Source organism: Bifidobacterium sp. MSK.17.10, assembly GCF_019129655.1.
Lineage (GTDB): Bacteria > Actinomycetota > Actinomycetes > Actinomycetales > Bifidobacteriaceae > Bifidobacterium > Bifidobacterium adolescentis.
In genome coordinates, this window is record NZ_JAHOJD010000004.1 from 208,033 (window position 1) to 232,944 (window position 24,912).

General features: G+C 57.8%; 24 protein-coding genes and 1 riboswitch. Of the genes, 5 read left to right on the plus strand and 19 right to left on the minus strand.

Features of this window, described 5'->3' with window-relative positions; genetic code table 11:
* Positions 1–96 precede the first annotated feature (96 nt).
* Positions 97–357 carry a 30S ribosomal protein S20 gene (gene rpsT, locus KSX58_RS04905; protein ID WP_003809394.1) on the plus strand — a complete coding sequence of 87 codons (261 nt, stop codon included), beginning with the start codon at positions 97–99 and terminating at the stop codon, positions 355–357.
* Positions 358–445: 88 nt separating this feature from the next.
* Here rpsT and KSX58_RS04910 read toward each other — a convergent pair whose 3' ends face one another.
* From KSX58_RS04910 to KSX58_RS04920, 3 genes are all read right to left on the minus strand, one after another.
* A complete protein-coding gene (locus tag KSX58_RS04910; protein WP_003809397.1) occupies positions 446–1,186 on the minus strand; it encodes a trimeric intracellular cation channel family protein in 741 nt (246 codons plus the stop codon).
* Positions 1,187–1,380: 194 nt separating this feature from the next.
* Positions 1,381–2,508 (minus strand): branched-chain amino acid aminotransferase, encoded by a 1,128-nt coding sequence (locus tag KSX58_RS04915; RefSeq protein WP_042990829.1) that lies wholly within the window; start codon positions 2,506–2,508, stop codon positions 1,381–1,383.
* Positions 2,509–2,741: 233 nt separating this feature from the next.
* Entirely contained in the window at positions 2,742–3,350 is a 609-nt protein-coding gene (locus tag KSX58_RS04920; RefSeq protein WP_033499439.1) for a 50S ribosomal protein L25/general stress protein Ctc, read from the minus strand.
* Between the two features lie 260 nt (positions 3,351–3,610).
* On the opposite strand from KSX58_RS04920, the gene KSX58_RS04925 reads away from it, so the two are divergent.
* Complete coding sequence (locus tag KSX58_RS04925) at positions 3,611–4,612, plus strand: alpha/beta hydrolase (protein WP_003809402.1); 1,002 nt, start codon at positions 3,611–3,613, stop codon at positions 4,610–4,612.
* 103 nt (positions 4,613–4,715) lie between these two features.
* Here KSX58_RS04925 and KSX58_RS04930 read toward each other — a convergent pair whose 3' ends face one another.
* Positions 4,716–5,129 carry a GNAT family N-acetyltransferase gene (locus KSX58_RS04930; protein WP_003809404.1) on the minus strand — a complete coding sequence of 138 codons (414 nt, stop codon included), beginning with the start codon at positions 5,127–5,129 and terminating at the stop codon, positions 4,716–4,718.
* Between the two features lie 377 nt (positions 5,130–5,506).
* Between KSX58_RS04930 and KSX58_RS04935 the strand changes: the two genes are divergently transcribed.
* A complete protein-coding gene (locus KSX58_RS04935; RefSeq protein WP_237976428.1) occupies positions 5,507–7,705 on the plus strand; it encodes an excinuclease ABC subunit A in 2,199 nt (732 codons plus the stop codon).
* 27 nt (positions 7,706–7,732) lie between these two features.
* Here KSX58_RS04935 and KSX58_RS04940 read toward each other — a convergent pair whose 3' ends face one another.
* The 9 genes from KSX58_RS04940 to KSX58_RS04980 form a co-directional block, all read right to left on the minus strand.
* Complete coding sequence (locus KSX58_RS04940) at positions 7,733–8,401, minus strand: hypothetical protein (RefSeq protein WP_003809407.1); 669 nt, start codon at positions 8,399–8,401, stop codon at positions 7,733–7,735.
* A complete protein-coding gene (locus tag KSX58_RS04945; RefSeq protein ID WP_217735723.1) occupies positions 8,386–9,933 on the minus strand; it encodes an ABC transporter ATP-binding protein in 1,548 nt (515 codons plus the stop codon). Before KSX58_RS04945 ends, KSX58_RS04940 begins: the two co-directional genes overlap by 16 nt.
* Complete coding sequence (locus KSX58_RS04950; RefSeq protein WP_229089182.1) at positions 9,927–10,574, minus strand: energy-coupling factor transporter transmembrane component T; 648 nt, start codon at positions 10,572–10,574, stop codon at positions 9,927–9,929. The genes KSX58_RS04945 and KSX58_RS04950 overlap by 7 nt, the downstream gene beginning before the upstream one ends.
* A gap of 37 nt (positions 10,575–10,611) precedes the next feature.
* Positions 10,612–11,229 (minus strand): MptD family putative ECF transporter S component, encoded by a 618-nt coding sequence (locus tag KSX58_RS04955; protein ID WP_041777291.1) that lies wholly within the window; start codon positions 11,227–11,229, stop codon positions 10,612–10,614.
* Positions 11,230–11,409: 180 nt separating this feature from the next.
* Positions 11,410–11,784 (minus strand): CrcB family protein, encoded by a 375-nt coding sequence (locus tag KSX58_RS04960; RefSeq protein WP_003809412.1) that lies wholly within the window; start codon positions 11,782–11,784, stop codon positions 11,410–11,412.
* A complete protein-coding gene (locus KSX58_RS04965) occupies positions 11,784–12,239 on the minus strand; it encodes a CrcB family protein (protein WP_003809413.1) in 456 nt (151 codons plus the stop codon). The genes KSX58_RS04960 and KSX58_RS04965 overlap by 1 nt, the downstream gene beginning before the upstream one ends.
* Positions 12,240–12,333: 94 nt before the next feature.
* Positions 12,334–12,411: riboswitch (Fluoride riboswitch) on the minus strand.
* Between the two features lie 331 nt (positions 12,412–12,742).
* On the minus strand, positions 12,743–13,849 hold the full coding sequence (locus KSX58_RS04970) for an MFS transporter (protein ID WP_237976422.1): 1,107 nt from the start codon (positions 13,847–13,849) through the stop codon (positions 12,743–12,745).
* The gene (locus KSX58_RS04975) at positions 13,846–14,322 is read right to left on the minus strand and encodes a MarR family winged helix-turn-helix transcriptional regulator (protein ID WP_003809417.1); all 477 of its coding nucleotides are present in this window, start codon (positions 14,320–14,322) and stop codon (positions 13,846–13,848) included. The genes KSX58_RS04970 and KSX58_RS04975 overlap by 4 nt, the downstream gene beginning before the upstream one ends.
* 175 nt (positions 14,323–14,497) lie before the next feature.
* Positions 14,498–14,905, minus strand: a complete 408-nt coding sequence (locus tag KSX58_RS04980; RefSeq protein WP_003809418.1) for a cupin domain-containing protein — start codon at positions 14,903–14,905, stop codon at positions 14,498–14,500.
* 365 nt (positions 14,906–15,270) lie between these two features.
* Here KSX58_RS04980 and KSX58_RS04985 point away from each other — a divergent pair, with 365 nt between their 5' ends.
* The gene (locus tag KSX58_RS04985) at positions 15,271–15,669 is read left to right on the plus strand and encodes an aldo/keto reductase (RefSeq protein WP_003809420.1); all 399 of its coding nucleotides are present in this window, start codon (positions 15,271–15,273) and stop codon (positions 15,667–15,669) included.
* 23 nt (positions 15,670–15,692) lie between these two features.
* Here KSX58_RS04985 and KSX58_RS04990 read toward each other — a convergent pair whose 3' ends face one another.
* The 6 genes from KSX58_RS04990 to KSX58_RS05015 form a co-directional block, all read right to left on the minus strand.
* Positions 15,693–16,553, minus strand: a complete 861-nt coding sequence (locus KSX58_RS04990; RefSeq protein ID WP_217735722.1) for a MerR family transcriptional regulator — start codon at positions 16,551–16,553, stop codon at positions 15,693–15,695.
* Positions 16,550–17,872 (minus strand): MATE family efflux transporter, encoded by a 1,323-nt coding sequence (locus KSX58_RS04995; protein WP_231837109.1) that lies wholly within the window; start codon positions 17,870–17,872, stop codon positions 16,550–16,552. The genes KSX58_RS04990 and KSX58_RS04995 overlap by 4 nt, the downstream gene beginning before the upstream one ends.
* Before the next feature lie 145 nt (positions 17,873–18,017).
* A complete protein-coding gene (locus tag KSX58_RS05000) occupies positions 18,018–19,385 on the minus strand; it encodes a hypothetical protein (protein ID WP_003809428.1) in 1,368 nt (455 codons plus the stop codon).
* A gap of 206 nt (positions 19,386–19,591) precedes the next feature.
* Positions 19,592–21,019: an NAD(P)(+) transhydrogenase (Re/Si-specific) subunit beta gene (locus KSX58_RS05005; RefSeq protein WP_171024944.1), complete on the minus strand. Its 1,428-nt coding sequence runs from the start codon at positions 21,017–21,019 to the stop codon at positions 19,592–19,594.
* A gap of 18 nt (positions 21,020–21,037) precedes the next feature.
* Positions 21,038–21,343, minus strand: a complete 306-nt coding sequence (locus tag KSX58_RS05010; RefSeq protein ID WP_003809446.1) for an NAD(P) transhydrogenase subunit alpha — start codon at positions 21,341–21,343, stop codon at positions 21,038–21,040.
* A gap of 4 nt (positions 21,344–21,347) precedes the next feature.
* Positions 21,348–22,493, minus strand: coding sequence for an NAD(P) transhydrogenase subunit alpha (locus KSX58_RS05015; RefSeq protein ID WP_003809448.1), 1,146 nt, complete (start codon positions 22,491–22,493; stop codon positions 21,348–21,350).
* 235 nt (positions 22,494–22,728) lie between these two features.
* Here KSX58_RS05015 and KSX58_RS05020 point away from each other — a divergent pair, with 235 nt between their 5' ends.
* Positions 22,729–24,765, plus strand: a complete 2,037-nt coding sequence (locus KSX58_RS05020; RefSeq protein WP_003809451.1) for a long-chain fatty acid--CoA ligase — start codon at positions 22,729–22,731, stop codon at positions 24,763–24,765.
* Positions 24,766–24,912: the final 147 nt, after the last annotated feature.

Genomic DNA, 24,912 nt, shown 5'->3' on the forward strand with positions numbered 1-24,912 from the left:
TTCCGCGACACTCTTATACGCATTGGCGATTTATCCGCGTGCCATGTTATCATCATCGTTTGTATGTCCTTATAGCAAACGTCGTTTGGAGAAATAGTGGCAAACATCAAGTCGCAGAAGAAGCGCGTTCTCACCAACGAGAAGGCGCACAAGCGTAACGTGGCCGTGAAGTCCAGCCTGAAGACTGCCGTTCGCGCCACCCGCGAAGCCATCGCCGCTGGCGATAAGGCCGCCGCCGAAGCCGCCTACAAGGTCGCAGCCCAGAAGCTCGACAAGGCCGCCGGCGCTGGCGTGATCCACAAGAACCAGGCTGCCAACCGCAAGTCCGGTCTCGCTGTGGCCATCAACGCTCTCTGAGTTTTCGTAACTCACAGCTTGTAAGAAGCCCCGCAGGAAAACCTGCGGGGCTTCTTCTTTTTTACATTTCGTACTCTGTTGAAAATGCTCACTTACGCTTGATATCGTCATCATTCCGATCGGGATGGATGACCGGACGTTTGAGATATTTGGCTTCGCTCGGCAGGTAGGTGTTATGCCTGGCCAAAGCCCCCGGCAATTGAATGTCGAAAAACACGGAGATAAGCCGCATGGCCACCATCAGCACCACAATCAGCACATCAAGCAAGACTTCGGCGGGAAAACTGACGATTCCCTCGTTCACTCCTTTACATACGAGTACCGTCAATACGCATCCAACGGCTGAAGGCACCGCGTACCAATGCTTGTCGCGGATCACCATGGGCACCTCGTTGATGAGCATGTCACGGATGAGTCCGCCGCCAAGTGCCGTGAACATGCCCAGGAACACTGCCGTGGTGCCGGACATGTGGTACATCATGGCTTTGGATGTGCCGTTGACGGCGTAAAGGCCCAATGCCAGCGCGTCCAATGACAGCATGGACCATTTGAGCTTGTCGACTTCGGGATAAATGATGGCTACGGCCACAGCTGCGAGCAGTGCGGTGATCACCAGCCCTTTGTCGGAGACGCCTGCGGGAGGAAGCGCTCCGAGCAGCACATCACGAATGATGCCACCACCCAATGCGGTGAGCCATGTGGTGACGAGAATCGCAAAAATATCATAGCCTTTGCGTACGGCGGCGAGCCCGCCGACCATGCCGCAGCAGAAGGTCGCCAGATATTCGATACCTATGAAGAAGCCGTTGCTTTCCAGCGCCACTTCCATGGCCACTCCCCTTCCCTCACATATTTTCTTTTCCAACCAGCTGTTAAAAATAGCACAATATGGGGCAAGAGCTGCAATAAAAGAGCCGGAGGGCGGCACGTACATTGTCAGACCATGTGAATTGGCCTGAAGCACGCGCCACCCTCCGGCGGCCATTACAGCTATATGTCAGCTAATAATCGCTAACGGGAAAATCAGCAGACCTTCCACATCCAGTTGTGTGGGTCTTCGATCTCGCCAAGCTGGATGCCGAGCAGCTGGTTGCGCAGTGCGAGGGTGAACTCGCCGGAACCGCCGTCGGCGACGGTCACATCGAACTTCTCGGACTTGAAGCGACCGATCGGGGTGATGATGGCGGCGGTACCGCAGGCGAACACCTCGGTGACTTCGCCGGACTTGATGTCCTCAAGCAGCTGGTCCAGAGCGATCATGGTCTCGACCACGTCGTGGCCGTTGTCCTGGATGAGCTGGATCAGGGAGCGGCGGGTCACGCCCGGCAGGATGTTGCCGGTCAGGGACGGGGTTTCCACGTGGCCGTCCTTGTGCACGACCATCATGTTCATGCCGCCAAGCTCCTCAAGGTAGGTCTTGGTGGCGGCGTCGACGAAGCACACCTGCTGGCAGCCGTGGTCGATGCCGGTGTACTCACCAAGCAGGGATGCGGCGTAGTTGCCACCGCACTTGGCGAAACCAGTGCCGCCAGGGCCGGTGCGGAACCACTTGTCTTCAACCCAGATGCTGACCGGCTTCACACCGCCCGGGAAGTACGGTCCGGACGGGGAGGCAATCACGCAATAATCCACTTCCTGCGGAGCGCGCACGCCAAGGAACGGCTCGGAAGCGAACATGAACGGACGCATGTACAGCGTGTATTCGCGACGGGACGGAACCCAATTCACATCGCGCTTGACGAGGGCGGCGACAGAGCCGATGAAGTCGTCGATCGGCAGCTCCGGCAGGTACAGACGCTTGGCGGAGTTCTGGAAACGCTCGGCGTTCGCATCCGGACGGAACAGCCAAGTGGAGCCGTCGGCGTGACGATAGGCCTTCAGACCTTCGAAGCATTCCTGGGCGTAATGCAGAACAGATGCGCCCGGATCCATCTTCAGCGGCGCGTACGGCTCGATGCGGCGGTCCGACCAGCCTTCACCCTTGGTCCAGGTCATGTGGGCCATGTTGTCGGAGAAGACCTGACCGAAAGCCGGCTTGTCGATGAGTTCGGCGCGCTTGGCGTCGGATGCCGGGTTGTCGTTCGGGAGCACGGTGAACTTCTCGGCGAGCTTGTCAAGCTCCGCCGAATCGTGATGATTCTGTTCAGTCATTCTTTACTTCTTCTAGTTGCATCAGCCACCCAAAGGCGGCCAGCGGTTATTGGTCTCCGGCGCTTGTGGCGCCGGGTTCTGGTATGTACTCTCTCACACCATAAACGCTTTCGATAACCGGCGTTCGCGATATGAGATAACGATCCTCATAAAGCAGGAAGGGGCCCATACGGACCCCTTCCTCACCGGCTACCTCATGCTTGTGGAGCAGCCAGTATAGACAACGATACGGCTCACTCAGCGTCAGCAGCCGGAGCGGCAGCGGCGTCAGCAGCCGGAGCGGCCTCAACCGGTGCGGCATCTTCCGGCACCTCGACGGTGACGACGGATTCTTCCGGATCCTCGACATCGAGTACGACGCCTTCCGGCAGCACGACGTCCTTGGCGAAGACCTTGGAACCATCGGTCAGGCCATCAACGTTGACCACGATCTTCTCCGGCAGGTTGGCGACATCGGCGCGGACCTTGAGCTCCTGGATGTCGACGAATGCGACAGCAGCGCCCTTCGGGGTGCCTTCGACGAACACCGGCACCTCGACGTCGATCTTCTCGCCGGCCTTGACCTCGTAGAAATCGACGTGCTCGACGATGCGCTTCACCGGGTTGCGCTGGACGTCCTTGACGACGGCCATCTTGGTCTCGTCACCATACTTGATGGTGAACAGGGCGTTGGTGTGACGCAGAGCCAGAGTGGTCTCCTTCATCGGCAGCTGCACGAAGGTCGGATCCTCGCCGCCGGCGTAAACGGTGGCCGGGATGAGGTTCGCGACGCGCATGCGGCGGGCAGCACCCTTGCCGAACTCGGTACGAGCAGCACCTTCAAGAGTGATGGTGGTAGCCATAATCAATATCTCCTTGATACATCGTTCTTATGTTTCGGCGCACCGACGAGCCGCATAAAAAACCCAAGGAGTTTCATATCATACGCCAAGTCGATAACGGAGGCGGAACCTCCCTCGCCAAGACAACAGTTATCTAGTATACATGGTGGGCTGACATTTCCCTGCAATCAGAGGAGCAAGGTGCATAAAACGCGGACTATGCGCAAACCCACGTACAATCGTAGTCAGACAAGCACCAACCAGTGGTAAGGAATCAGAAAATGGCAACGACGCATGACCATTCCGCGCTCATCCGCAACATTCAGCTCGCGACTGGCGTCACGACCGTCGCAGCGACGGGATTGCTCGCGGCGTCAGCACATATGCTGTTCCGCTTTGCCATCGACACGCAGTGGAAGCATTCCATTTTCCATCAGGCGCTGATCGCTCCGGATCGCGAGGGAAAGATGAACCAAGGCGAGGCCAAAGAGGCCGAGCAATGGTTTTCCGAAACGAAACAGCCGGTATCCATCACCAGCCGCGATGGGCTTAAGCTGCATGGCTGGCTCTTCGATCCGGATTGCATCGACCCGACGCCGCATATATATGCCATCTGCGTGCATGGCTATACCGGAGCCCCTGAAGAACAAGCCAAATGGGCACACCGCTATGCCCGCATGGGCTTCACCGTCCTCGCACCATCCCAACGGGCCCAGGATCTGAGCGAAGGACGATATGTAGGCATGGGATGGTTGGAGCGCAATGATCTGCTTGATTGGATACGGCTGATTGTGGATAGCGACGATCAAGCACGCATTCTCCTATTCGGAGGATCCATGGGAGCCACGACGGTGATGATGACGACCGGCACGCCGGAACTGCCACGCAATGTCATCGCGGCAATCGCCGAAAGCGGATACACTTCCGCCCGCATGGAATTCATAGACAGCGCGCGAGGCATGTTCCACATGCCAAAGCTTCTCGCCTCGGCATGTGTGGACGCGGCGGGTCTGATCTGCAAGCGCCGTGCCGGCTATGATTTCACCGAAGCGTCCTGCATACCGTCATTGCGGCATACGGTCATTCCGATGCTGTTCATCCATGGAGGAAAGGACCGCATGGTCAGCCCACGTTTCCTCGACATGAACTACAACGCCTGCTCCAGCATCGACCGCGAACGTCTGCTGGTTCCGGACGCCGATCATATGGAAAGCTCCGCCGTGGATCCGAAACGCTACTGGGACACCGTATACGGATTCATCCGTCGTTCATTCAAGATCTGACAGCCGAACCCCAAAAAATATAAGCGGTAATGGAAACGCCTCCGGCGAAAGATGGCGCCCCTCACCGCCCGAAGTTCTCAAGACATGCCCGATGCCCGTTCCGTCAGTGCCGTTCTCCCGGATTGCATATCTGCATGGCGACGCCATCCTCCATAATATGGAATCCATGCTTCTCATAGAACGTGGCATTCTTGCTTTCCTCAGGCATAACCTCGATATACAGGTAATCGTGGTACCGCTGCTTGACCATGCCGACAAGATGTCCGGCAATGCCGCGCCCTTGGTATTCAGGATCGACCAGCACATAGTGCATGTATGCCACCATCTCCGTGTCATCAAGCACTCGCACCAGACCCACCAGACGTTCGCCATCCCATGCGCTGAATACGGTGGATGACCCCATCAACGCCTTATGCAACCGTTCAGGATATTGACCGGACACCCAGCCGACTGAAAGAAACAGTCGCTGGGTCTGTTCCTTGGTGAATTTCTTTTCATCCGTATATGTGATAACCATATGGCAAGCATAGAATTGCCGGTATGAAACCGTCTCCTTCTATCTTTGCATACGAAACACAAGTGTCTCGGCCACTCCCCTCATGTATCGAAGTGCGCGGAGCCCACGTACATAATCTGAAAGACGTCGACATCGACATCCCGCTCAACAGCATGGTCGGCATAGCCGGAATCTCAGGCTCAGGAAAAAGCTCCCTCGCGCTTGGCGTGCTGTACGCGGAGGGATCACGACGCTATCTGGAAGCGCTATCGACCTATACAAGAAGACGTATGACCCAGGCAAGCCGCGCAACCGTCGACGAGGTGCGTCATATTCCGGCGGCATTGGCACTGCATCAGCGTCCATCAGTGCCTGGAGTCCGTTCCACGTTCGGCACAATGAGCGAACTGCTCAACAGTCTGCGCCTCCTGTTCTCCCGGATCGGATCGCACGTGTGCGAACACTGCGGAGCACGCAACCAACCCACGATGAACGTTGCCGCCGAGCTTCCGATGCATTGCACGTTCTGCGGCGGACTCATGCATCCGCCATCAGCGGAGGATCTCGCATTCAACGCCGCGGGCGCGTGTCCGACATGCTCAGGCACCGGAATCATGAGGGAAGTCGACCGTTCCGCCTTGGTACCGGATGAGTCGAAAAGCATTGACGAGGGAGCCGTGCTGCCGTGGGGATCGTTGATGTGGGATTTGATGAAGCAAGTATGCGGGGCCATGGGAGTACGTACCAACGTACCGTTCAACCAACTCACCGAACAAGAACGAGATATCGTGTTCGCCGGCCCAGCCATCAAGAAGCACATCCTATACAAGCCGAAAAAAGGCGACGATTTCGCCGAACTCGACTTCACGTACTACAACGCCGTATACACCGTGGAGAACGCCCTCACCAAAGCCAAGGACGAAAAAGGGCTTAAACGTGTTGCGAGGTTCCTCAAAGAGCGTCCCTGCAGCGATTGCGGAGGGACCAGACTTTCCGAACGCGCCCGCCAGCCACGTATCAGAGACATCAATCTGGCTCAGGCAACCGCGATGTCTCTGGACGCACTCGTTTCCTGGGTAGGGTCCGTGCCGGAATCGCTGGAACCACATATGCACACCATGGCGAGCGCCATCTGTGAATCGTTCCTCAATACGTCACGGCGTTTATTGGAACTCGGTCTCGGGTATCTGTCCTTGGACCGCGCCGGAGCCACGCTGTCCACCGGCGAGCGCCAACGCGTGCAGCTTGCCCGCGCCGTGCGCAATCGCACCACAGGCGTGTTATATGTGCTGGATGAGCCGTCGATTGGGTTGCATCCCGCGAATGTCGACGGACTGCTCGGTGTCATGCGTGACCTGGTGGCTGATGGCAATTCCGTGGTAGTGGTCGATCATGACACTCGGGTGCTGGCCGAAACCGATTATCTCATCGAGATGGGGCCAGGTGCCGGCGCAAAGGGCGGTCAGGTGATTGCGCAGGGAACGGTGCCGCAGGTGATTGATACCCGCGAATCGCGCATCGCGCCGTTCCTTGCCCAGGGTGGCAACGTTCATGACCGTGTGCGTGACAACATTGACGCCCATGAAATCTTCTCCGCAGGACGAATTCATATGGAAACCGACCGTCTGCATACCGTCGGCCCGTTATCGGTAGATATTCCCCGTGGACGGCTGACCGCCGTAACAGGGGTATCCGGTTCCGGCAAGACGACGATGGTACTGGAGATGTTGATGCCCGCTTTGCAGTCGCGGATCGACAGGTCGCCGCAGCCGACGCAGGTGCGGCTCCTCGAGGCGGACGGTGTGTCCAAGGCACATCTTATCGATGCCACGCCTATCGGCGCGAACATACGTTCCACCGTCGCTACATATTGCGGCGTCCATGACGATCTTCGACGCGCGTTCGCAAAAACAGATGCTGCGCGGACCATCGGTCTGAAAGCGGGGGCATTCTCCTATAACACTGGCAAGCTGCGTTGCGCGACGTGCGACGGCACGGGATCGATTTCGCTCGACGTGCAGTTCCTGCCTGACGTCGATATCGAATGCCCGGCATGCCATGGCTCGCGGTATTCCGATGCAATCGCCGAGCTGAAGCTCCCCTGCACCGACGGAGTGGCGTATTCGATGCCGCAGTTAATGATAATGACCGTCGACGATGCCATGCCTGTCTTACGAGATGTCAAACCGATCCAAACGAAGCTTGCCACGTTGCATGAATTGGGTTTGGGCTATCTTGCGTTGGGCGAGCCAACTCCCGCGCTGTCGGGCGGTGAGGCCCAGCGTTTGAAATTGGCCAGCGAGATGGGGCGGAAACAGCATGATGCGGTATTCGTGTTCGATGAGCCGACAATCGGCTTGCATCCGCTTGATGTTCGCGTGCTGCTGCACGTGTTTGATGAACTTGTAGCGAATGGCGCGACGGTGGTCGTCATCGAACATGATTTGGACGTGATTGCCAATGCGGACTATGTGGTGGATATGGGACCGGGCGGCGGTGAAGCAGGCGGACGCGTAGTATGCGAGGGAGCGCCTTCTCGGATCGCCGCATGTCCGGAAAGCGTCACTGGACGATACCTACAATCGTCGCAATGCTGATATTGTCCCATCTTCGGGCATCTGCAGTCAGTCTGATGATGGGACAGGCAGTTCCCGCCATGCTTGAAGATGATGCAGCGCACGTACGATGTTGCATTGATCAAGTAACGTCCCTTCAGCGGCGCACATGGTGGGATACCACATGCGATGGCGGAGCGTGGCTTGTTTGCCAGTACCTTTGATGAGTTCGCCTTCATCAGAGGCATATTGAAAATGCAGATGACTGAGCAGTCCCCCGTGTCTGAGCACGGAGCGTTCAGGCATGGGCTCCATCGCGATGAGTACGGCGAAGGGATCGGAGGCACCGGCATCGCTAGCGTGGAACACATAGCAGGGTTTGCCTTCCAGCCCCTTGTCGTGCACATGATCGAGCCGATATTCATGTGTTGTGATGGGGGTGCGTTTTTCGTCCAGCCAAGTCAGGTTAAAGCCTGCGACAGCATCATCGTCGCCAACTGCGGACGGCTGCTCGATATGCCATCCACCAATGCGGAATCGCCACTCCTTGCCCGAGGTTTTGCAGGCTTTTGCCCAGAAGCGTCGCGCATCGCCGAGCATCATGATCGCGAACAGCGGCTTGGATCGCATGGCTTTCGTCGAATCCTTCCAAGCCCGGTCAAGGTTCGGGTCATGATTGTTGATCAAATGTTCGAAGCTAATCCAGTCTCCCAGCCAATCGTTCACATTGAAGTCCATGCCAGACAATCCTCTTCTTCTCCCTGTTCGTTATGCAGTTCGTCTTCCAGCGCTATGATGCGGTCGCACCATAGCGCTGCAAGCTCATAATCATGTGTTACGACCAACACCGCTTTGCCACGGTCCGCGAGCTTTCGCAGAAGTCCGCCGACTTGGGTCATATGCAACCGGTCCAGTCCGCTGGTCGGTTCGTCCAAAACAATGAATCGCTTATCGCTCATCAAAGCGCAGGCTATAGCCAGCCTCTGCTTTTGACCGCCGGATAAACTCATCGGGTGGCGCTGCACGGAATCCAATAGGTCGAGGTCTCGTAGCACAGCATCGCATCGGTCACGCACAGCGTCATCCATCCCATCAAGTCCCAGTAATGCCTCTTCCCGAACACTATCGGAGAAGAGCTGGTAATTGACGTCCTGCATGACGAGAAATCCGGCACGAGTCAAAGCGCCGCGGCTCGCTTTCGTCCCATTCAATAGCACCATGCCGTTCAACGGAGCGGCAAGACCGCATAGCGTACGTGCCAAAGTGCTTTTGCCAACCCCGTTCGACCCCATAAGGCCAAGAATCTCACCCTCGTGAATGTCGAAATCGGGAATATCACGTGCGAATACGGGTGTCTTGCGGCCTAGAAGTCCCCGCTTTGTATGGCCTACACTCAGGCCGCGCACACCAATGACGACCTGTCGCTTGTCCTCGTCGGGCGCAATGCCTCCATGTTGGAGTTTACGATGCACGGCAAGCCTGTATGGTCTGTCATCGAGGGCGCGCAATCCTAATGCCGCGACGCGCTGTTCGGACATCGCCAGAAAATCGGACGCCTCATATTCACCGAGAATCGTACCGTGATCGAACACTATGAAACGGTCCGCTAAATCCGCGCACCATGCAAGACGGTGTTCGGCAATGACGATGGTCATTCCATCAGCTCTCAATCGGGAGACCATGTCATGCAGCCTGCGAATCGCCACCATATCTAAATTACTTGTCGGCTCATCCATAACGATGAGTCCAGGAGCCAGCATGGTCGATGCCGCGACAGCAAGCTGTTGCTTCTGGCCACCTGAAAGCGTCATGATCCTACGACCTAATAGATGCCTGATGTGAAACTGCTCCGCGACATCATGCACGCGTTGCCGAATCCGCGCGGGAGACATGCCCGTATTCTCGCAGGGGAATGCCAGCTCATCGGTGGAATCAGCATTGAAATACTGCGTCTTCGGATTCTGGAATACGCTGCCCACCTGTCCCACATAGCTTTCCACAGGAGCCAATCCGGCGCGGATTCCGCACGTCATATGGATGCCCTGCAAATCGCCGGAATAGAAACCAGGTATCAGACCATTGAGCAAACGTGTGTACGTGGTTTTGCCACAGCCGCTTTGTCCACATAAGATGGCAATCTCGCCTTGCGGTATGGCACAGCTGATGTCATTCAGCGCATCGACCTCAGCAGCTTCATCAGCATGATATGCGAATGAGCACCGTTGCGTCCATGCGACTATCCGATTGATATCACTTCCGATACTCACCATGCTCCTCCAATGCCCAATGCCAGAGGAACCGTGCAGATGACCATCCATGCCCAATCAATGCCATGCATGCGGATTTCGGTATGACATGTATGAGGCCCGCGAATGCCGATTCCTTTGGCCAGTGCGGCTACGGACAAATCCTGGGCGACCCCCGTAGCGTTCATCAACAACGGCATCAGGATGTATTCCAAAGACTGAGCCGGATGACGGAGCAGGGCGAATGTCCCCTGGGCGATGCCACGTAATGCCATCGCGTCACGAATCTGATGGTAATCGTCATGGATTGTCGGGAAGAACCGGATGCACACCACACATGGAATCACAATCGTCTCCGGAATGCGCATGCGCCGCAGGGCACACACGAATTGACTGGCCGTAGTCGTGGTGAATGCGTATATGCCGGCAATCAGACAAGGCATCATCATCCGGATGCCGACACAAAGCAAACCAAGCATATGCAACCAGCTGCCGCCATCGTCAAGCGTCGATGCCCAAGTCCCCACTAGTAGCAATACATAGATGCAACCGAAGCGTACCGCAGCCGCCCATCGTCCCGCGCCGAGCAGTGGCAGAAGAAGCAGCAACACCGTAAGCGACTCCACAACCACGTCGACATGGAAAAACAGCAACAGGTTGGCCATGCCACTAGGTACAGTTTGGTTCTTGGGTCCAGGGCCATCAGATGATGCCGGTCTTCGCAAAATGCTTCTTCAGCATACGCTGCCCAAACCAGCCTCCGAGCAACGCACATACCAGTACCGCTATCATGGCAATGAAAAACGTGCCGGTATTGACATGTGCGAACACACCATCGATATAGGACGAGTCCTTGCCACGGGCCTGCAGACTGGCCACATAGGCATCCTTCATGAACCACAACGGCAGAATCGGACCGGTCAGCCCATAGCAGAACACGACATAACTCGCCAGGATACCTGTCTTGCTCCGATAGTCCCCGGCGCGAGCGATGGCATCAGCGATGACCGGAAACACGATGCTCGCAGCAAGGGAAAGGATGAAATGTCCGGATACGAACAAGAACAATCCGACGACGATGCCCATCACGCTAATCGCGCCGAATTTTCCGACCTTGGCAACCAGGAGCATATATACGCAACCACAGATCAATGCGGCGACCGCAGGCAGAAGAATCATGCCGAATCCCATCAAAGCCACGGAACTGAACAGCGTGGCCACGGCGACCAGCACGAAATACAAGGCAGTGAACACACCTATCGTGATGAGATCGGGAATGGTCAGATGCCTCGACTTGGTCGACATGCCCTGCTGCGTCATGGTCAGTCCTTTCGATTGTCATGGGCGGCCAGCCACCAATGTATCGAGGAAACACGGAAAAGACAATAGTTTTTCCTCGTTTTCATGGAAAACTATCCAATCCGCGTCGCGGTAATCCATAAACCATCCATACCCAGAGACAATGAAACGACGCCCCGAGTCAACGTCCTCGCTCCAGTCTCAGACGACAAGGCAATATCCCAATGCCGCGGCCATCACAGGAACCACCACCGACGTCAGCACATATCCCACGAACACGGTGATCCGCCCACCGCGCAACAACGTCACGGATTCGTTCATCATGGTGGAGAATGTGGAGAATCCACCAAGGAAGCCGGTCGCCAACATCACATGCGCGGGATCCGACAGAAACCGGCGTGAGTACAGACCTGCAATCACGCCTGCCAGGAATCCGGCAATACTGTTGATCACAAAGGTCGACAAAGGAAATGCCTTATGCCAAGAAGCTTTGATAACGGAATCACAAACATACCTTGCGGCGGCGCCGAGACCACCACACAGGCACACCGATACGGCGATGACCGCATTATTCATCAGTCCGCCTCCTTGCCCATGGCATGGCGATCACCATCGTTATGCTCAGTACCGGCAAACCGCAGCCCGACATGCGCGCCAACGTATGCCAGCAGACAGCCCACGATGAAGGTCGTGCAACAATACGCCGCACAATCCATGGCTTTGCCGTCATGCAGCATAGTGAATTCCTCGAGGGCGAGAGTGGACATGGTGGACAATCCTCCACACATGCCCATGCCACATCCACGGTTCACATATTCCTTCGCGCGTCCCACGGTTCTGCGGGTTCCTCCCAGCCATGCCGAAAGCGCCGCGTATACGAAGCAGGCGGCCATATTCGCCGCGAATGTGCCGATATGGAATGCGCCGCAGTCGGGAATGACCGAACAAGCGTAGCGTAATGCGGTTCCGATGCATCCCCCAAGGAACACCACGCATATGAGATCGACTCGAATGATATGTTGTCGTGCCATGTATCTTCTTTCCAGCGAGGTGCCGAACCAATATGACAGACATGGAAGAATGGCGATGCCACAACCGCTGAAAGCCATAAGGTACAGCACACCCTATGTCGTAGGAACCATCAGCGGGTTTGCGGTTCGAAGCCTGTAACGGCTTCAGGCGAGTCCCATCACCGCAGTCCAGTATATCCGGCACGCGAGGCCGTCCGTACCATCATTCACGATGCGGACAACTTCCCCGGACTACCGCAACGTACGATCCATAACCGTCGCCAATAGCGCGGCGACCCCCAAAACCGCAACTGTGATGCCAATGCCGTGGAGCCCTCCATCAGTGACCGTCTCACCGAAGAACACGCCACTCAATGAGGACGCACCGATAGACCCGATATAGATGGACGTGCGCAGCAGACCAGACGACGTGCCAATATGCTCGGATGCCGCTCGGCGATATAGCACGGTCTGACTGGTCGACATGCTGAGTCCCAACACCAGTCCCGCGACAGCGGAGGCGGTCAACGGCACAATACGACCATGCCAGCGGATGACGTGCAAGCCAACAACATGCCCACCGCCACCATCGCCGAACAGCACACCATCAACGGCAGGCGCACTATCGGCTTCTTCGCGATGGATAACGAAGCCACTGTCGCCACCACCCCCATCGGAATGATGAACATGCCGGAAACACCGGCGTTCATATGGCAGGCATCCTCCAACCACTGGGGCAAGGCGTACATGACCACATAAACGCCAAGCATGGTGAGCATCGCACGCAGAAAATTCAACGTCATCGCATTATCCGCCGCGAGTGAACGCACATCGACGAAAGGCGTTGCCGCATGCAACTCCCACGCGACAAAAGCCAACAAAGCGATGACAGTGACGCAACCGGACACCTTGTCGAAAGTAGGCAAACTCATAAGAACAATCAGCAGCGCGCTGATTGTGATGGAGAATAGCAACAGACCCATGACATCGAGATGCGCGATGAAGAAGGATACGGTCATGCGATGTTCATGCTTCGCATCGGGCTCGATGCTTGCCAATCCCAGCACAATCGTGATGATGCCGACCAACACGTTGACGAAGAAGGTGGAGCGCCATCCCAAAAAGGTGACCAACAGGCCGCCCAACGGTGGACCGACAGCGATGAGCACCAGTCCCACCATAGCGAGAATGGAAAGGACCAACGAAGGCGGTTCCGCCAATCCCATGCGATCAGCCCGTCTGCGAACCAGCAGCATGGCAGCAGGATAGCCACAGGATGTGCCCGCACCAATAAGCACACGCGACGTCAGCAGCACGCCGAGATTCGGGGCGAAACCACCCAGTAGTCCTCCAATCATGACCAATGCCGCACCGGCCATGAACACCGAGCGAGGACCAATGATCTCAGAAAGCTTGCCCGCCGTCGGCTGCGCGATGGCACATGTCAGGTACAGCGCAGATATCAGCAGGGTCGCCCTTCCGGCATCAATCCGCAAATCATGTGAAATCGGTGCGAGCGCCGTCGAGATAAGCGTGCTGTTGACAGGGTTGAGACCGACCCCAAATATCATCGCCATGATGAAGGTCTTGGGAAACGCGGGAGTTTCTCTTGTCTTATCAGCCGTCTTCATCGCGTGTCGCCTCCCGTCGGCAGCGATTCCGTGGCGGCGATGCGTTCGATCAATGTGGTCGCAGCGGCGAGGTCCCCGCGCTCGCCGTCATCCAATGCATATTCGATGGCATGCGCCAGCCAAGTTGTTTGGCTAGCGGTTACGTGGGCGAGGAACGCATGTCCTTCATCGGTCAAGCCGACCAGTCGACGACGACGATCTTTCGAATCGGCATGCTGTGTGACATACCCTGTGGACCTCAGTAGTTCAAGACGCTGGGTGATGGCTTGTTGCGATACGTGTTCGTACGCGGCCAAAGTCGATACCGACAGTTCTCCCTCGGTATCCAGCCGCTTCAACATGGCAAGCTGCGAAGCGGTGATGCCCCGTTCCGCGATGCCGGCCTCATGCTTCATCCGAGCTTGCAGCCTGCTGACCGCAATCGCCAATTCCATGGCGACATCCGATGTCGAATATTCGTCTTTCGTATCCATTTCGATTGCCTCCAGCTGGCCACCATAGCACTTACACAAGCTACTTGTGCAATCTGCTTGCGGATTTCCTCGCATGACGCCACTCGCCGCAAGGCTTCAAACCGTTATCGCCCTGAACAACAAAAAGGGCCATCCCACTTTTGCAGGATGGCCCTCCATATAAGAACAACAGACCTCAGGCAAGTTTGCCGTAGGCTTCGGCATCCACCGGCTCGAGCCATTCGTTGCTCATGGATGCCGGATCGCCCGCAGGGACCATGAAGGCTAGATGCGAGCATGATTCGCCGGGGGCGGCGCCATGCCAGTGCTTCGTATCCGCGGGGATGCAGACGGCCTGCCCGGCCTTGAGCTCCTTTGGCTCCTGTCCCTCGATCTGGTAGTAGCCGCAACCGCCGACCGCGATGAGTACCTGCGCCGCGTTGTGATGGATGTGCCAGTTGTTGCGGCAACCCGGCTCGAAGGTCACGTTATGGATGGCAATCTGCGGAGTCTCGAGCACCGGAGCAAGGTAGCTCTGTCCCACGAAGTACTGCGCGAAGCCGTCGTTCGGTTCTCCCATCGGGAATGCGCTCGGATTTTCCATTGTCGACCCGTCCTTTCATTTATGCTCTGTACCGTTCCCTATTCAACGCCCGGCGAAAAAGAATGTCCAATGTGAGTATGGTATATCGTTCCATGCGTCGATTGCATATCAAACCATTCATGCGAGGTATTGGTTCTGCCAATCGAAACGGGATATGCTGACCTTCCGAACATCAACGGCAGAAGAGCTTCAGTATGACTGACATGAGCTACGCCCCACTGGGATGGTCCGGCATCCAAGTTTCCAAGGTCTGCCTTGGCGGTATGAGTTTCGGCAAGACCTCCCCGTAATTCCATCAGTGGACCATCGATGCCGACGCCACCGAACAGCCGTCAGTACAACATGGCGCTCACCCCATACTCCCCATGGCATCCGGCCATCTGACCCATCCGTCCTGGGATTCCGATTCCAAACGCGGCACCACCGACGGCACCATGCGCAACAAGTACGATCAGGCACGTGCGCAGGATATGCCGATCATCGAACGCGTGCACGGGCTCGCGGAACGGCTCGGCGTGCCGATGGCGCGGATCGCCCTCGCCTGGCATTGGGCCAAGGACGTCACGGCACCGATCGTCGGCTGCTCGAAGACGGAGCGCGTGGATGATGTCATCGAAGCACTTGGAGTAAAACTCAGCGAATCCGACATCGCCTATCTTGAGGAGCCGTACACGGCGCATGAACTGGTCGGCCCATTGGCCAGGCCGGGCGAGCGCGCGCTGGCCGGCACCCTTGCGCCGACTCTGAAGGAGAAAGCCAAGTAGCGCCACACGTCGCCGGAAAGTGGCTAGCGCACCGGGATGCAGATCTCGGTCACGAACTGGGCGGGATCCGATGTCAACCCTTCATCGATCAACGCGATCTCACGTGAGAACCCGGTGATGTCGAGACCCTGCTCTGCGGTGTACCATATCAGCTCGCGATACCGGTCGGGGGCATCGCCATGACTCCCCCGGAACCGGATGCGCACGCAATCGGTCTCCGGCAATGCCACGGTGTCGCCCTCATATTCGTCCTCGTCGTCAAGCAATAGGAACACCAACCCGTAATCGGCATATCCGCCCTGTTCCAACGATTCCTTGTCAATGCCGACGCCGACCTTGCCGAGGAAGACCAGCGAATCCTTCTGATGCTGCTCCAGCTTGCGGATCGAATATTCCAGGCCGAGATACGAGTCGACCTTCGGTGAATCCCTGATCCAGACGATCCTGCAGGCGGGTTGCCGCACAACACGTATCACGTCGAATTCGGACTGCTCAGCGTCCCGCAGCCGCTCCAAGCGATGGTCGATCTTCCGCTGGACCATTTCCAGCCCATGCTGTTTGCGCTCGATCAGGGCTTTCTGTGCAACAAGCTTGTCCTCGATGACATGCACGTCGCGATTGTGCAGGAACTCGGCTATCTGCGTCAACGGCATATCCAGCACACGCAGGTACCGGATTGTGTTCAGCACCTCGAACTGCTTGGCACCGTAATACCGGTACCCGGTGCGCGGGTCGATATATTCGGGTTCCAGCAAGCCGCAACGCTCATAATGCCGAAGCGTGCCCAGCGACACATTGAACATATCTGCAACCTTGCCTATACGGAACAGTCTGCCGTCACCCGGCAAAGCGTCGCGCCCTCCACTTCGCTCACTCGCCGTCATGCACGCGCCTTCTCCGAAATTACGCCGTGACGCTTGAGCCACGCGTAGAAGCCAAGACAGATCAGCACGGAAAGCAGCGATCCGGCGGGCGCGGCGACGCCCATGGGGAACAAGGTGTTCGGGAACAGCTTGGATGCCAGATACGCCCCGGGCACACGGACCAGGGTGATGGCCACGATATTGTGGATGAATCCGATATAGGAGCGCCCGCATGCGGCGAAGAAGCCGCTGAAGCAGAAGTGGATGCCCGCGAAGATGCTGTCGACGATGTAGCTGCGGATGTACTGTGTTCCCAGCAGGATTACCGTCGCATCGGTGGTGAACAGGCCGACGATGGAGCCCGCCGTCAGTTCCACCACAATCGATATGACGATGCCGTAGACGACGGTGATCGCGGTGGCGTATCGCAGTGTCTTCGTCGCTCGCTCCATCCTGCCGGCACCGATGTTCTGCGCCGAGACGGCGGATACCGTGGCCAGCATGGACGACGGTACCAGGAACAACGCGCTGATCACCTTTTCGACGACGCCGACAGCTGCCGCATCGTTCAGGCCACGGTAGTTGGCGATGACCGTGATGATGATGAAGGCGATCTGGATGCAGCCGTCCTGAACCGCCGTCGGCACTCCGATGCCGAGAATGCCGCGGAGCATGGCCCTATCGGGGCGAAGATCGCCGAACTTCAGTCTGATGCCCGTACGCCGGCGGCGAATCGCCACCAATGTCACGGTCACACTGATGGCCTGCGCCAGTGTGGTGCCCAATGCCGCGCCCGAGGGACCAAGACGCAGCCAGCCCATAAACAGGTAGTCGAACACGATGTTGCAGAAGCATGCAACCGCAATGAAATACATGGGGCTTTTCGAATCGCCCATCCCACGGAACACCGAGCTGATAATGTTGTACGCGACGATGAACGGGATGCCGATATAGCAGATGGTCAGATACTGCGCGGTTCCCTCGACGGCTTCGACTGGCACGCCGATCAGCGAGATGATGTTGTGCACGTTCAACAGCAGAACGACCGTCAGCGCCAACGCGATTCCTGCGAACAGCGTGATGACGTTGCCGATGGCCTTGGCCGCACGGTCGAGCCTGTTCGCGCCGACCGCACGGCCGATGGTGACGGTCGCGCCCATGGCAAGACCCACGATGACCACGGTGAGCATGTACAGCACCTGGCTGCCGTTCGCCACCGCGGTGATGCCGTCGATGCCGATGAACTGTCCGGCGATGAACAGATCGGCCATGCCGTACAGCGTCTGCAGGAAATACGACAGCAGATACGGCAACGCGAAGGTGACGATCGTTCTGAACACGCTTCCCGTTGTCAGGTTCTTTCCCATGGGTTGTCTCTTATCCTCCCGTTTCGGCCTATGTCTTCCAGCAGGAAGGCTAAACCTTACAATGGTTGTAGAGTCAATCCCAAAGCATTGTCATGTCCAATATGCGGAAAACCGTCTTTCACCCCATGACCGGAGCGGTGGCTTCGTCTTCCCCGTCCGGCTCGTCGGCGAGACCCATGAGCTCTCCCATCTTGTCCGCGTACACGCCCGTCTCATGCATGAGCAGGGCCCGCACTGCCCGAAGCGATTCGCGATCCCGAGGAAGACGGTACAAGGCGATGGTCGCGGCCATTTCGCCAAGCTTTTCATAGTTGTCCAACATGCGTTTGCGATCCTTGTGCGAAGCGAGCATCGCATCCATGCGATCCTCCGGTTCGGCGAAAAAGATATATCCGGCAAGGGTAAGCAGCAGACCAGCCTTCCTCACATTGCGTGCCTGGCTGTCAAGTTCTTTGACACCATTCTCGAACATGGTTCGATCACGCAGTCTGAAGCCTTCCTGGAGAAGACCCGAAGCCGACGGCCCCATAAGGGAGATGGCAAGGTCATGCAGATAGAGCGGGTCTTTCCATATATCCTCCACTTCATATACGCCATTGTCCTCGATCTCGGCCAGTAGTTGGGCGACGGGCTTAGTGTTCTCATCCCACAGATTCCGATATGCCTCCACAATGTGTTCGGCGTCATACAGATATCTGGCATCGAGGCAAGCCGGATATTCCAATGAGCTGGTGACGCTCAGATCCACAGAACAGGCATATTCCAGATCCGCCTTGATCCGCATATCCTGCAACTGGGCGCATACATGCCTGTATCGGAAATCGGGATCACATCCCAATTCGACCACTTTCGGATCATCGCGGAGCATACACATACCCAATCCCCCATAAGCGAGAACCATCAGCGCCGCATCAGCGGCCCTAGGCTCGCCCCCTCCCCATCGCAACAGAGTGTATGCGGCCAGACGGTAGGTCTGTCGCAGGTATTCCATCATGCATTCGAGCCGTTTCCTCCTTCCGCCTCCGCTCTTCTTCCCCTTGGTCTTTTTCCTTCGGAACACCTCACGTGTATCGAACAGACCAAGCTGGAACGGCATCCTGTTGCTCGGCCGATGCGTCGCCACCGCGACGGAAGCATCATTAATCATTTCATACAGCCATGCGCTCATGCCGTATTTACGAACCACATTGCGGCATCCGGTCAGGAATTCGGCATCATAGCCTATTTGGAACCGATCCAATATGATCATATCCATGTCGAGGTTCACCGGCCATGACGTGCCGCCGAACAAGTCATCCGCAAGCTCGTGCACCACGTCATCGAACAGGGAAAGCGGACCTTCCATATCGTGTTCGAGACGTATCCGATCAAGGTCCGCGAAACAACGCCCCGAGCTGTACCGGTCGAAGCGCTCGATCAGCCGATCCATCGTTTGCAGGAAAGCCTGTTCGTCCATATTGAATGGCGTGGCCACGGCAACTGTCATATGCAACTCCTTCGTCGTAGAGATGCACCTACTGTCGCATATCCGTCCACCTCTCCGTCACAATCCTTTGAAAAAAGTGAATAAGTGGACAATTTCCACCTATCCACACCCCCATACCTGTCTGTGGACAACTTGCGCAATAACAAAAGGCCCTTCCTCCAAAAAGAGGAAGGGCCTGATCTTCGCGTAGGCGACGAGCCGGTCCGTCAGTTGATGAGTTCCTTGACCGCTGCGATGACGGCCTGCAGACTCGCCTTGGCGTCACCAAACAGCATCTGCGTGTTGTCTTCGAAGTACAGCTCGTTCTGGATGCCGGCATAACCGGTGCCACGGCCACGCTTCATGACCACCACGTTCTGCGCCTTGTCGACGTCGAGAATCGGCATGCCGGAAACCGGGGTGCCCGGCTTGCGGGCGGCCGGATTGGTCACGTCGTTGGCGCCGACCACCAGAGCCACGTTGGCCTGCGGGAACTGCGGATTGATGTCATCCAGGTCGACGAGCTCCTCATACGGGACGTTGGCCTCGGCGAGTAGCACGTTCATATGGCCAGGCATACGGCCTGCCACCGGATGGATGGCGTAGGAGACTTCGACACCATGGTCCTTGAGCAGGGTGCCAAGGTCAGCGAGCTCACGCTGGGCCTGGGCCTGGGCCAGACCGAAGCCCGGCACGAAGATGACCTTCTCTGCGTAGACGAGCTGGACGGCCAGATCGTCGGCGGAGGTTTCCTTCATGGTGCCCTCCAGCCCCTCTCCGGCGCCCGCCGCAGAATTGGAGCCGCCGAAGCCACCAGCCAAGACGGACAGCAGCGGACGGTTCATAGCCTTGGACATGGCGATGGACAGGGTCACGCCCGCCGCACCGACGAGCGCGCCGGCCACGATCAGGGCGATGTTGTTGATGGCCAGACCGGACATGGCCACTGCGGTGCCGGTGCAGGCGTTCAACACGGAGATGACGACCGGCATATCAGCGCCGCCGATCGGGATGACGAACACGAGGCCGTAGCACAGGGCGAACACGGTGGTCAGGATCGACCAGAGCAGACGCTGGTTCGGCTGCACGCACAACATCACGAAGGACACGATGGTGAGCACGACGAACAGGATGTTCCAGAAACCCTTGCCCGGCAGGCTCAGCTTCTTGACCCACTTGATGCCCTGCAGCTTGCCGGCTGCGATCAGCGAGCCGGAGAAGGTGACGGAGCCGATCATGATGCCCAGACCCGCGGTGATGAGCACCACGATGGATGGGGTTTCGGCGGAGGTCAGGATGTCGTTCAATGCCACGAGCGCGGCGGCGCCACCGCCCACGGTGTTGAACACGGAGACCAGCTGCGGCATGTCGGTCATCTTGACCTTCTTGGCGGAGACCACGCCCGCCACGGCGCCGATGACGATGCCGACAATCAGCACGATGACTGCGACGCCATGCTTGAAACCGTTGGAGGCCTCACCTGCGAACAGCACGATGAAGGCCATGGCCACGGCGAACACCATGCCGATGGCGGAGACCATGTTGCCCTTGCGGGCGGTCTTCGGGGAGTTCATCAGGTGCAGGCCGATGACGAACATCACTGCGGCCAGCAGATAGACGAACCATTCGATGACGCCGAGCGGCGTGCTCAGCATTTCGGCCAGGGTACCCATTTACTTGGCCTCCTCTTCCTTCTTCTTGCCCTTGTCGGACTTGAACATCTCCAGCATGCGGTCGGTGACGACGTAGCCGCCGACGACGTTCATCGTGCCCAGCACGGCGGCCAGGAAGATGAACACCCAGGCGAGCGGACTGGTGGCGTGCGCGGCGACGATGACGACGCCCGCGATGACGATGCCGTGGATGGAGTTGGCGCCCGACATCAGCGGGGTGTGCAGGGTGGCGGGCACCTTGCCGATGACCTCGACGCCGATGAGCAGCGCGAGGACGAACAGTGTGATCGCAACGACGATATCCATTGCTTTACTCCTCTTCCTTCTTGGCTTCCTCGCCGCGGCCGGCCACGACCATGGCGTTGTCGAGCTCTTCGTTCAGGTCGATGGCGAGCTTGCCGTCACGCACGAAATGCGCCAGCACGTCGGCCACGTTGCGGCTCAGCAGGTTGGATGCGGTGGTGGACACGCCGCTGGCCAGATACGGGGCGCCGATGATGGTCACGCCGTTGTCGGTGACCTGGGTGCCGACGGAGGAGCCTTCGACGTTGCCGCCAAGGTCGCTTGCCGCGCAATCGACGATGACGGCGCCACGATGCAGACCGGCCACACCGGCCTTGGTCAGAAGGACCGGAGGCTTGCGTCCCGGCACTTTGGCGGTGGTGATGACGATGTCGAAGCCGGCGGCCTTCTGATCGACCGCGGCCTGTTGCTGGGCCTGCTCTTCGGCGCTCAGCGCGCGTGCGTAGCCGCCTTCGCCCTGGCCCTTGGAGAAGTCAAGACCAAGGTCGAGGAACTTGGCGCCCAAGGATTCGACTTCGCCCTTGGATGCCGGACGCACGTCGTACGCGGTGACGACGGCGCCGAGACGCTTGGCGGTGCCGATGGCCTGCAGGCCGGCGATACCGGCGCCCAGAATAAGCACCTTGGCCGGGCGGATGGTGCCAGCGGCGGTGGTCATCATCGGCAGGAAGGAACCGTACGCGTTGGCTGCCACGATGGCGGCCTTGTAGCCCATCACGGAGTTCTGCGACGTCATTTCGTCCATGGACTGCGCGGAGCTCAGCTGACGCGGCAGCTTTTCCATGGCGACGCCGACCAGACCGGCCTTCTCGATCGCGGCGACGTAATCGGCATCGGTGAACGATCCCAACATGCCAATGATCCATGTGCCCTGCTTGACGCGGGCGAGCAGCTCATTGCTTGGACGATCCACAAAACCCAGCGCGTCGGCGCGTGCGATCACATCGTCGGCGGAGACGACCTGCGCGCCCGCCTTCGTATAATCTTCATCAACGTAGTGCGATGCGACGCCCGCACCGGACTCAATCAGACATGTAACACCTGATTTACGCAACCTCGTTACGATATCCGGTGTCAGAGCAACACGGGACTCGTGTTCGGAAGTCTCGTTGAGAACTCCGAAGACCACGGTGGCTTCAGCTTTTTCAGCCATAGGTGCCCTTTCTTCCTCGTTAAAGAAATCTAATGAACAGATACAGCGCCCAAGTGTAACGTACACGGCAACATCGCGGCCGCAATCGTTCATCTTTCGAATCACGGGCTGTATCCGGCATGCGCCGCCCGTTTCCCTGATGGCCTGTCACCTTACGCTACCGTAAGGTGACGTGTCGCGCGCGACGGGCTATCATTCCTTCTTTAGATACCGTTTATATACGTAGGAGAGTCACGTGTCCATCATCACCTCGTTGAACAAGCAGGCCACTAATCTCGCAAGGAAGGCGTTGCGCTTGGGCAACGATTTCGTGCACCCGGTCAGCGACGATTCCGGCAATACACCGGATTACAACGACCCGAACAGCATCCTCTCCCCCGATGGCCATATCGAGCTGCCGCACACCGCTGAATGGGGACCGGGATACCCGTCCACCACGTTCCTTGACCCTGAAACCGGACTGTTGACCACGAAGACAGAGGGCAATCCGCCGCTAGACGAAGGCACCTCCATCTACGATATCTACGCCGACCGCGCCGCTCGTATGGGCGACGAACCATTGTACACGTTCAAGCAAGATGGCGATTGGCACACCAAGACCGCAAATGAGACGCTCGCCGACATCCGCGCCGTCGCGAAGGGCTTGCTGCATTATGGTTTGAAGAAGGGCGATGGCGTGGCTTTCATGTGCCGCACCTCCTACGATTGGGATGTGTTCGACGCGGCCGTCATGGCCTGCGGCGGCGTGCTCGCCACGATTTACGATACCGATTCCGCCGAGCAGATCCGCAATATCGTCAACAATTCCGATGCGCGTCTGCTGGTCGTGGAAACCACTGATATGAAGGCGAAGGCGGACGGGGCCGAAACCGAATGCCCGACTTTGGAGCACATCGTCTGCTTCGAGACCGGTGGTCTTGACGAGATCAAGGCGTATGGCTCCGGTGTGAGCGATGAGGCGCTCGATGCGCGAATCGATTCCGTGCAGAAGACCGATCTGTGCTCCATTGTGTACACGTCCGGTTCGACCGCCGCGCCGAAGGGCGTGGAGATGACGCATGAGCATTATTGCGCCACCGCGTTCAATTTGCCCGATTATATGCCGGAACTGCTGCATGACAAGAAGAACACCGTCCTGCTGTTCCTGCCTCAGGCGCATTCCTTCGCCCGTGCCATCAACTACATCTGCGTAGCAAGCAATCTGCATATTTATATCGCGCAGGGCATCAAGACGTTGACCGCCGATTTGCAGGTGGCCAAGCCGACCATCATGATCGTTGTTCCGCGTGTGCTGGAGAAGGTGTACAACGCTGCTTCCCAGAAGGCCGGTCATGGCGCCAAGGGCGTTGCTTTCGCCGCAGCCGTGGTCGCCGCGCAGAATTATATGAAGGAAGTCAGCACCAAGGGGAAGACCGGAACGCTTACCAAGGCACGTCGCGCGGCGTTCGATCCGGTGGTCTATGCCTCGCTGCGTGAGGTGCTCGGCGGACGCGCCAAGTGGATCGTCGCGGGCGGTGCGCCGCTTGATCCGGAGTTGTTGGCGTTCTTCCGTGGTGCCGGCGTGCCGGTCTACGAAGGCTACGGATTGACCGAAACCACCGCGCCGTGCGCGTTCAACGTGCTTGGCGTGCCGTATCATCAGGGTTCCGTCGGCATCGCGTTCCCTGGTTTCGAGCTGCGTATCGCCGAGGATGGGGAGATTCAGGTCAAGGGCGCTTCGGTGTTCCCGAAGTACCATAAGAACGGCGAGGCCACCGAGGATTCCTTTACCGAGGATGGCTGGTACAAGACCGGCGACTTGGGCCGCATTGACGACGATGGCTTCCTGTACATCATCGGACGCAAGAAGGATCTCATCATCACCGCCGGCGGCAAGAACGTCTCCCCTGGCCCGATCGAGGATGTCATCAAGCGTTGCGAATTCGTCTCTCAGGCGTTGGTGCTTGGCGACAAGCGTCCGTTCATCTCCGCGCTGATCACGCTTGACGAGGAAGCGTTGCGTCCATGGCTGGAAAGCAAGGGTCTCAACCGAGATATGTCGATGGAGGAGGCCTCCAGCAACGCGGCCGTCCGCGCCGAAGTCCAGAAGTGGGTCGATCAGGCCAATGAGGGCGTGTCCCGTGCCGAATCCGTGCGTAAGTTCATCATCCTGCCGGAGGAGTTCACACAGGAGAACGGTTTGATGACCGCTTCCATGAAGGTCATCCGTCCGAAGGTGATCAAGCGTTACGCCACCCTGCTGAACACGCAAATGTACACCAAGAAGAAGTGACCATCCAGCACCAACAAGCTTAGAGCATAAGAAAGCCTGCCGCATAAACAGCGGCAGGCTTTATTGTTCCCACCCGGAAAAAATCAGAAGCCCAGCTTCTCAAGCTGCTTGGCTGAGCCGTCAAACGGGCAGCCCAGTGGGCTGACC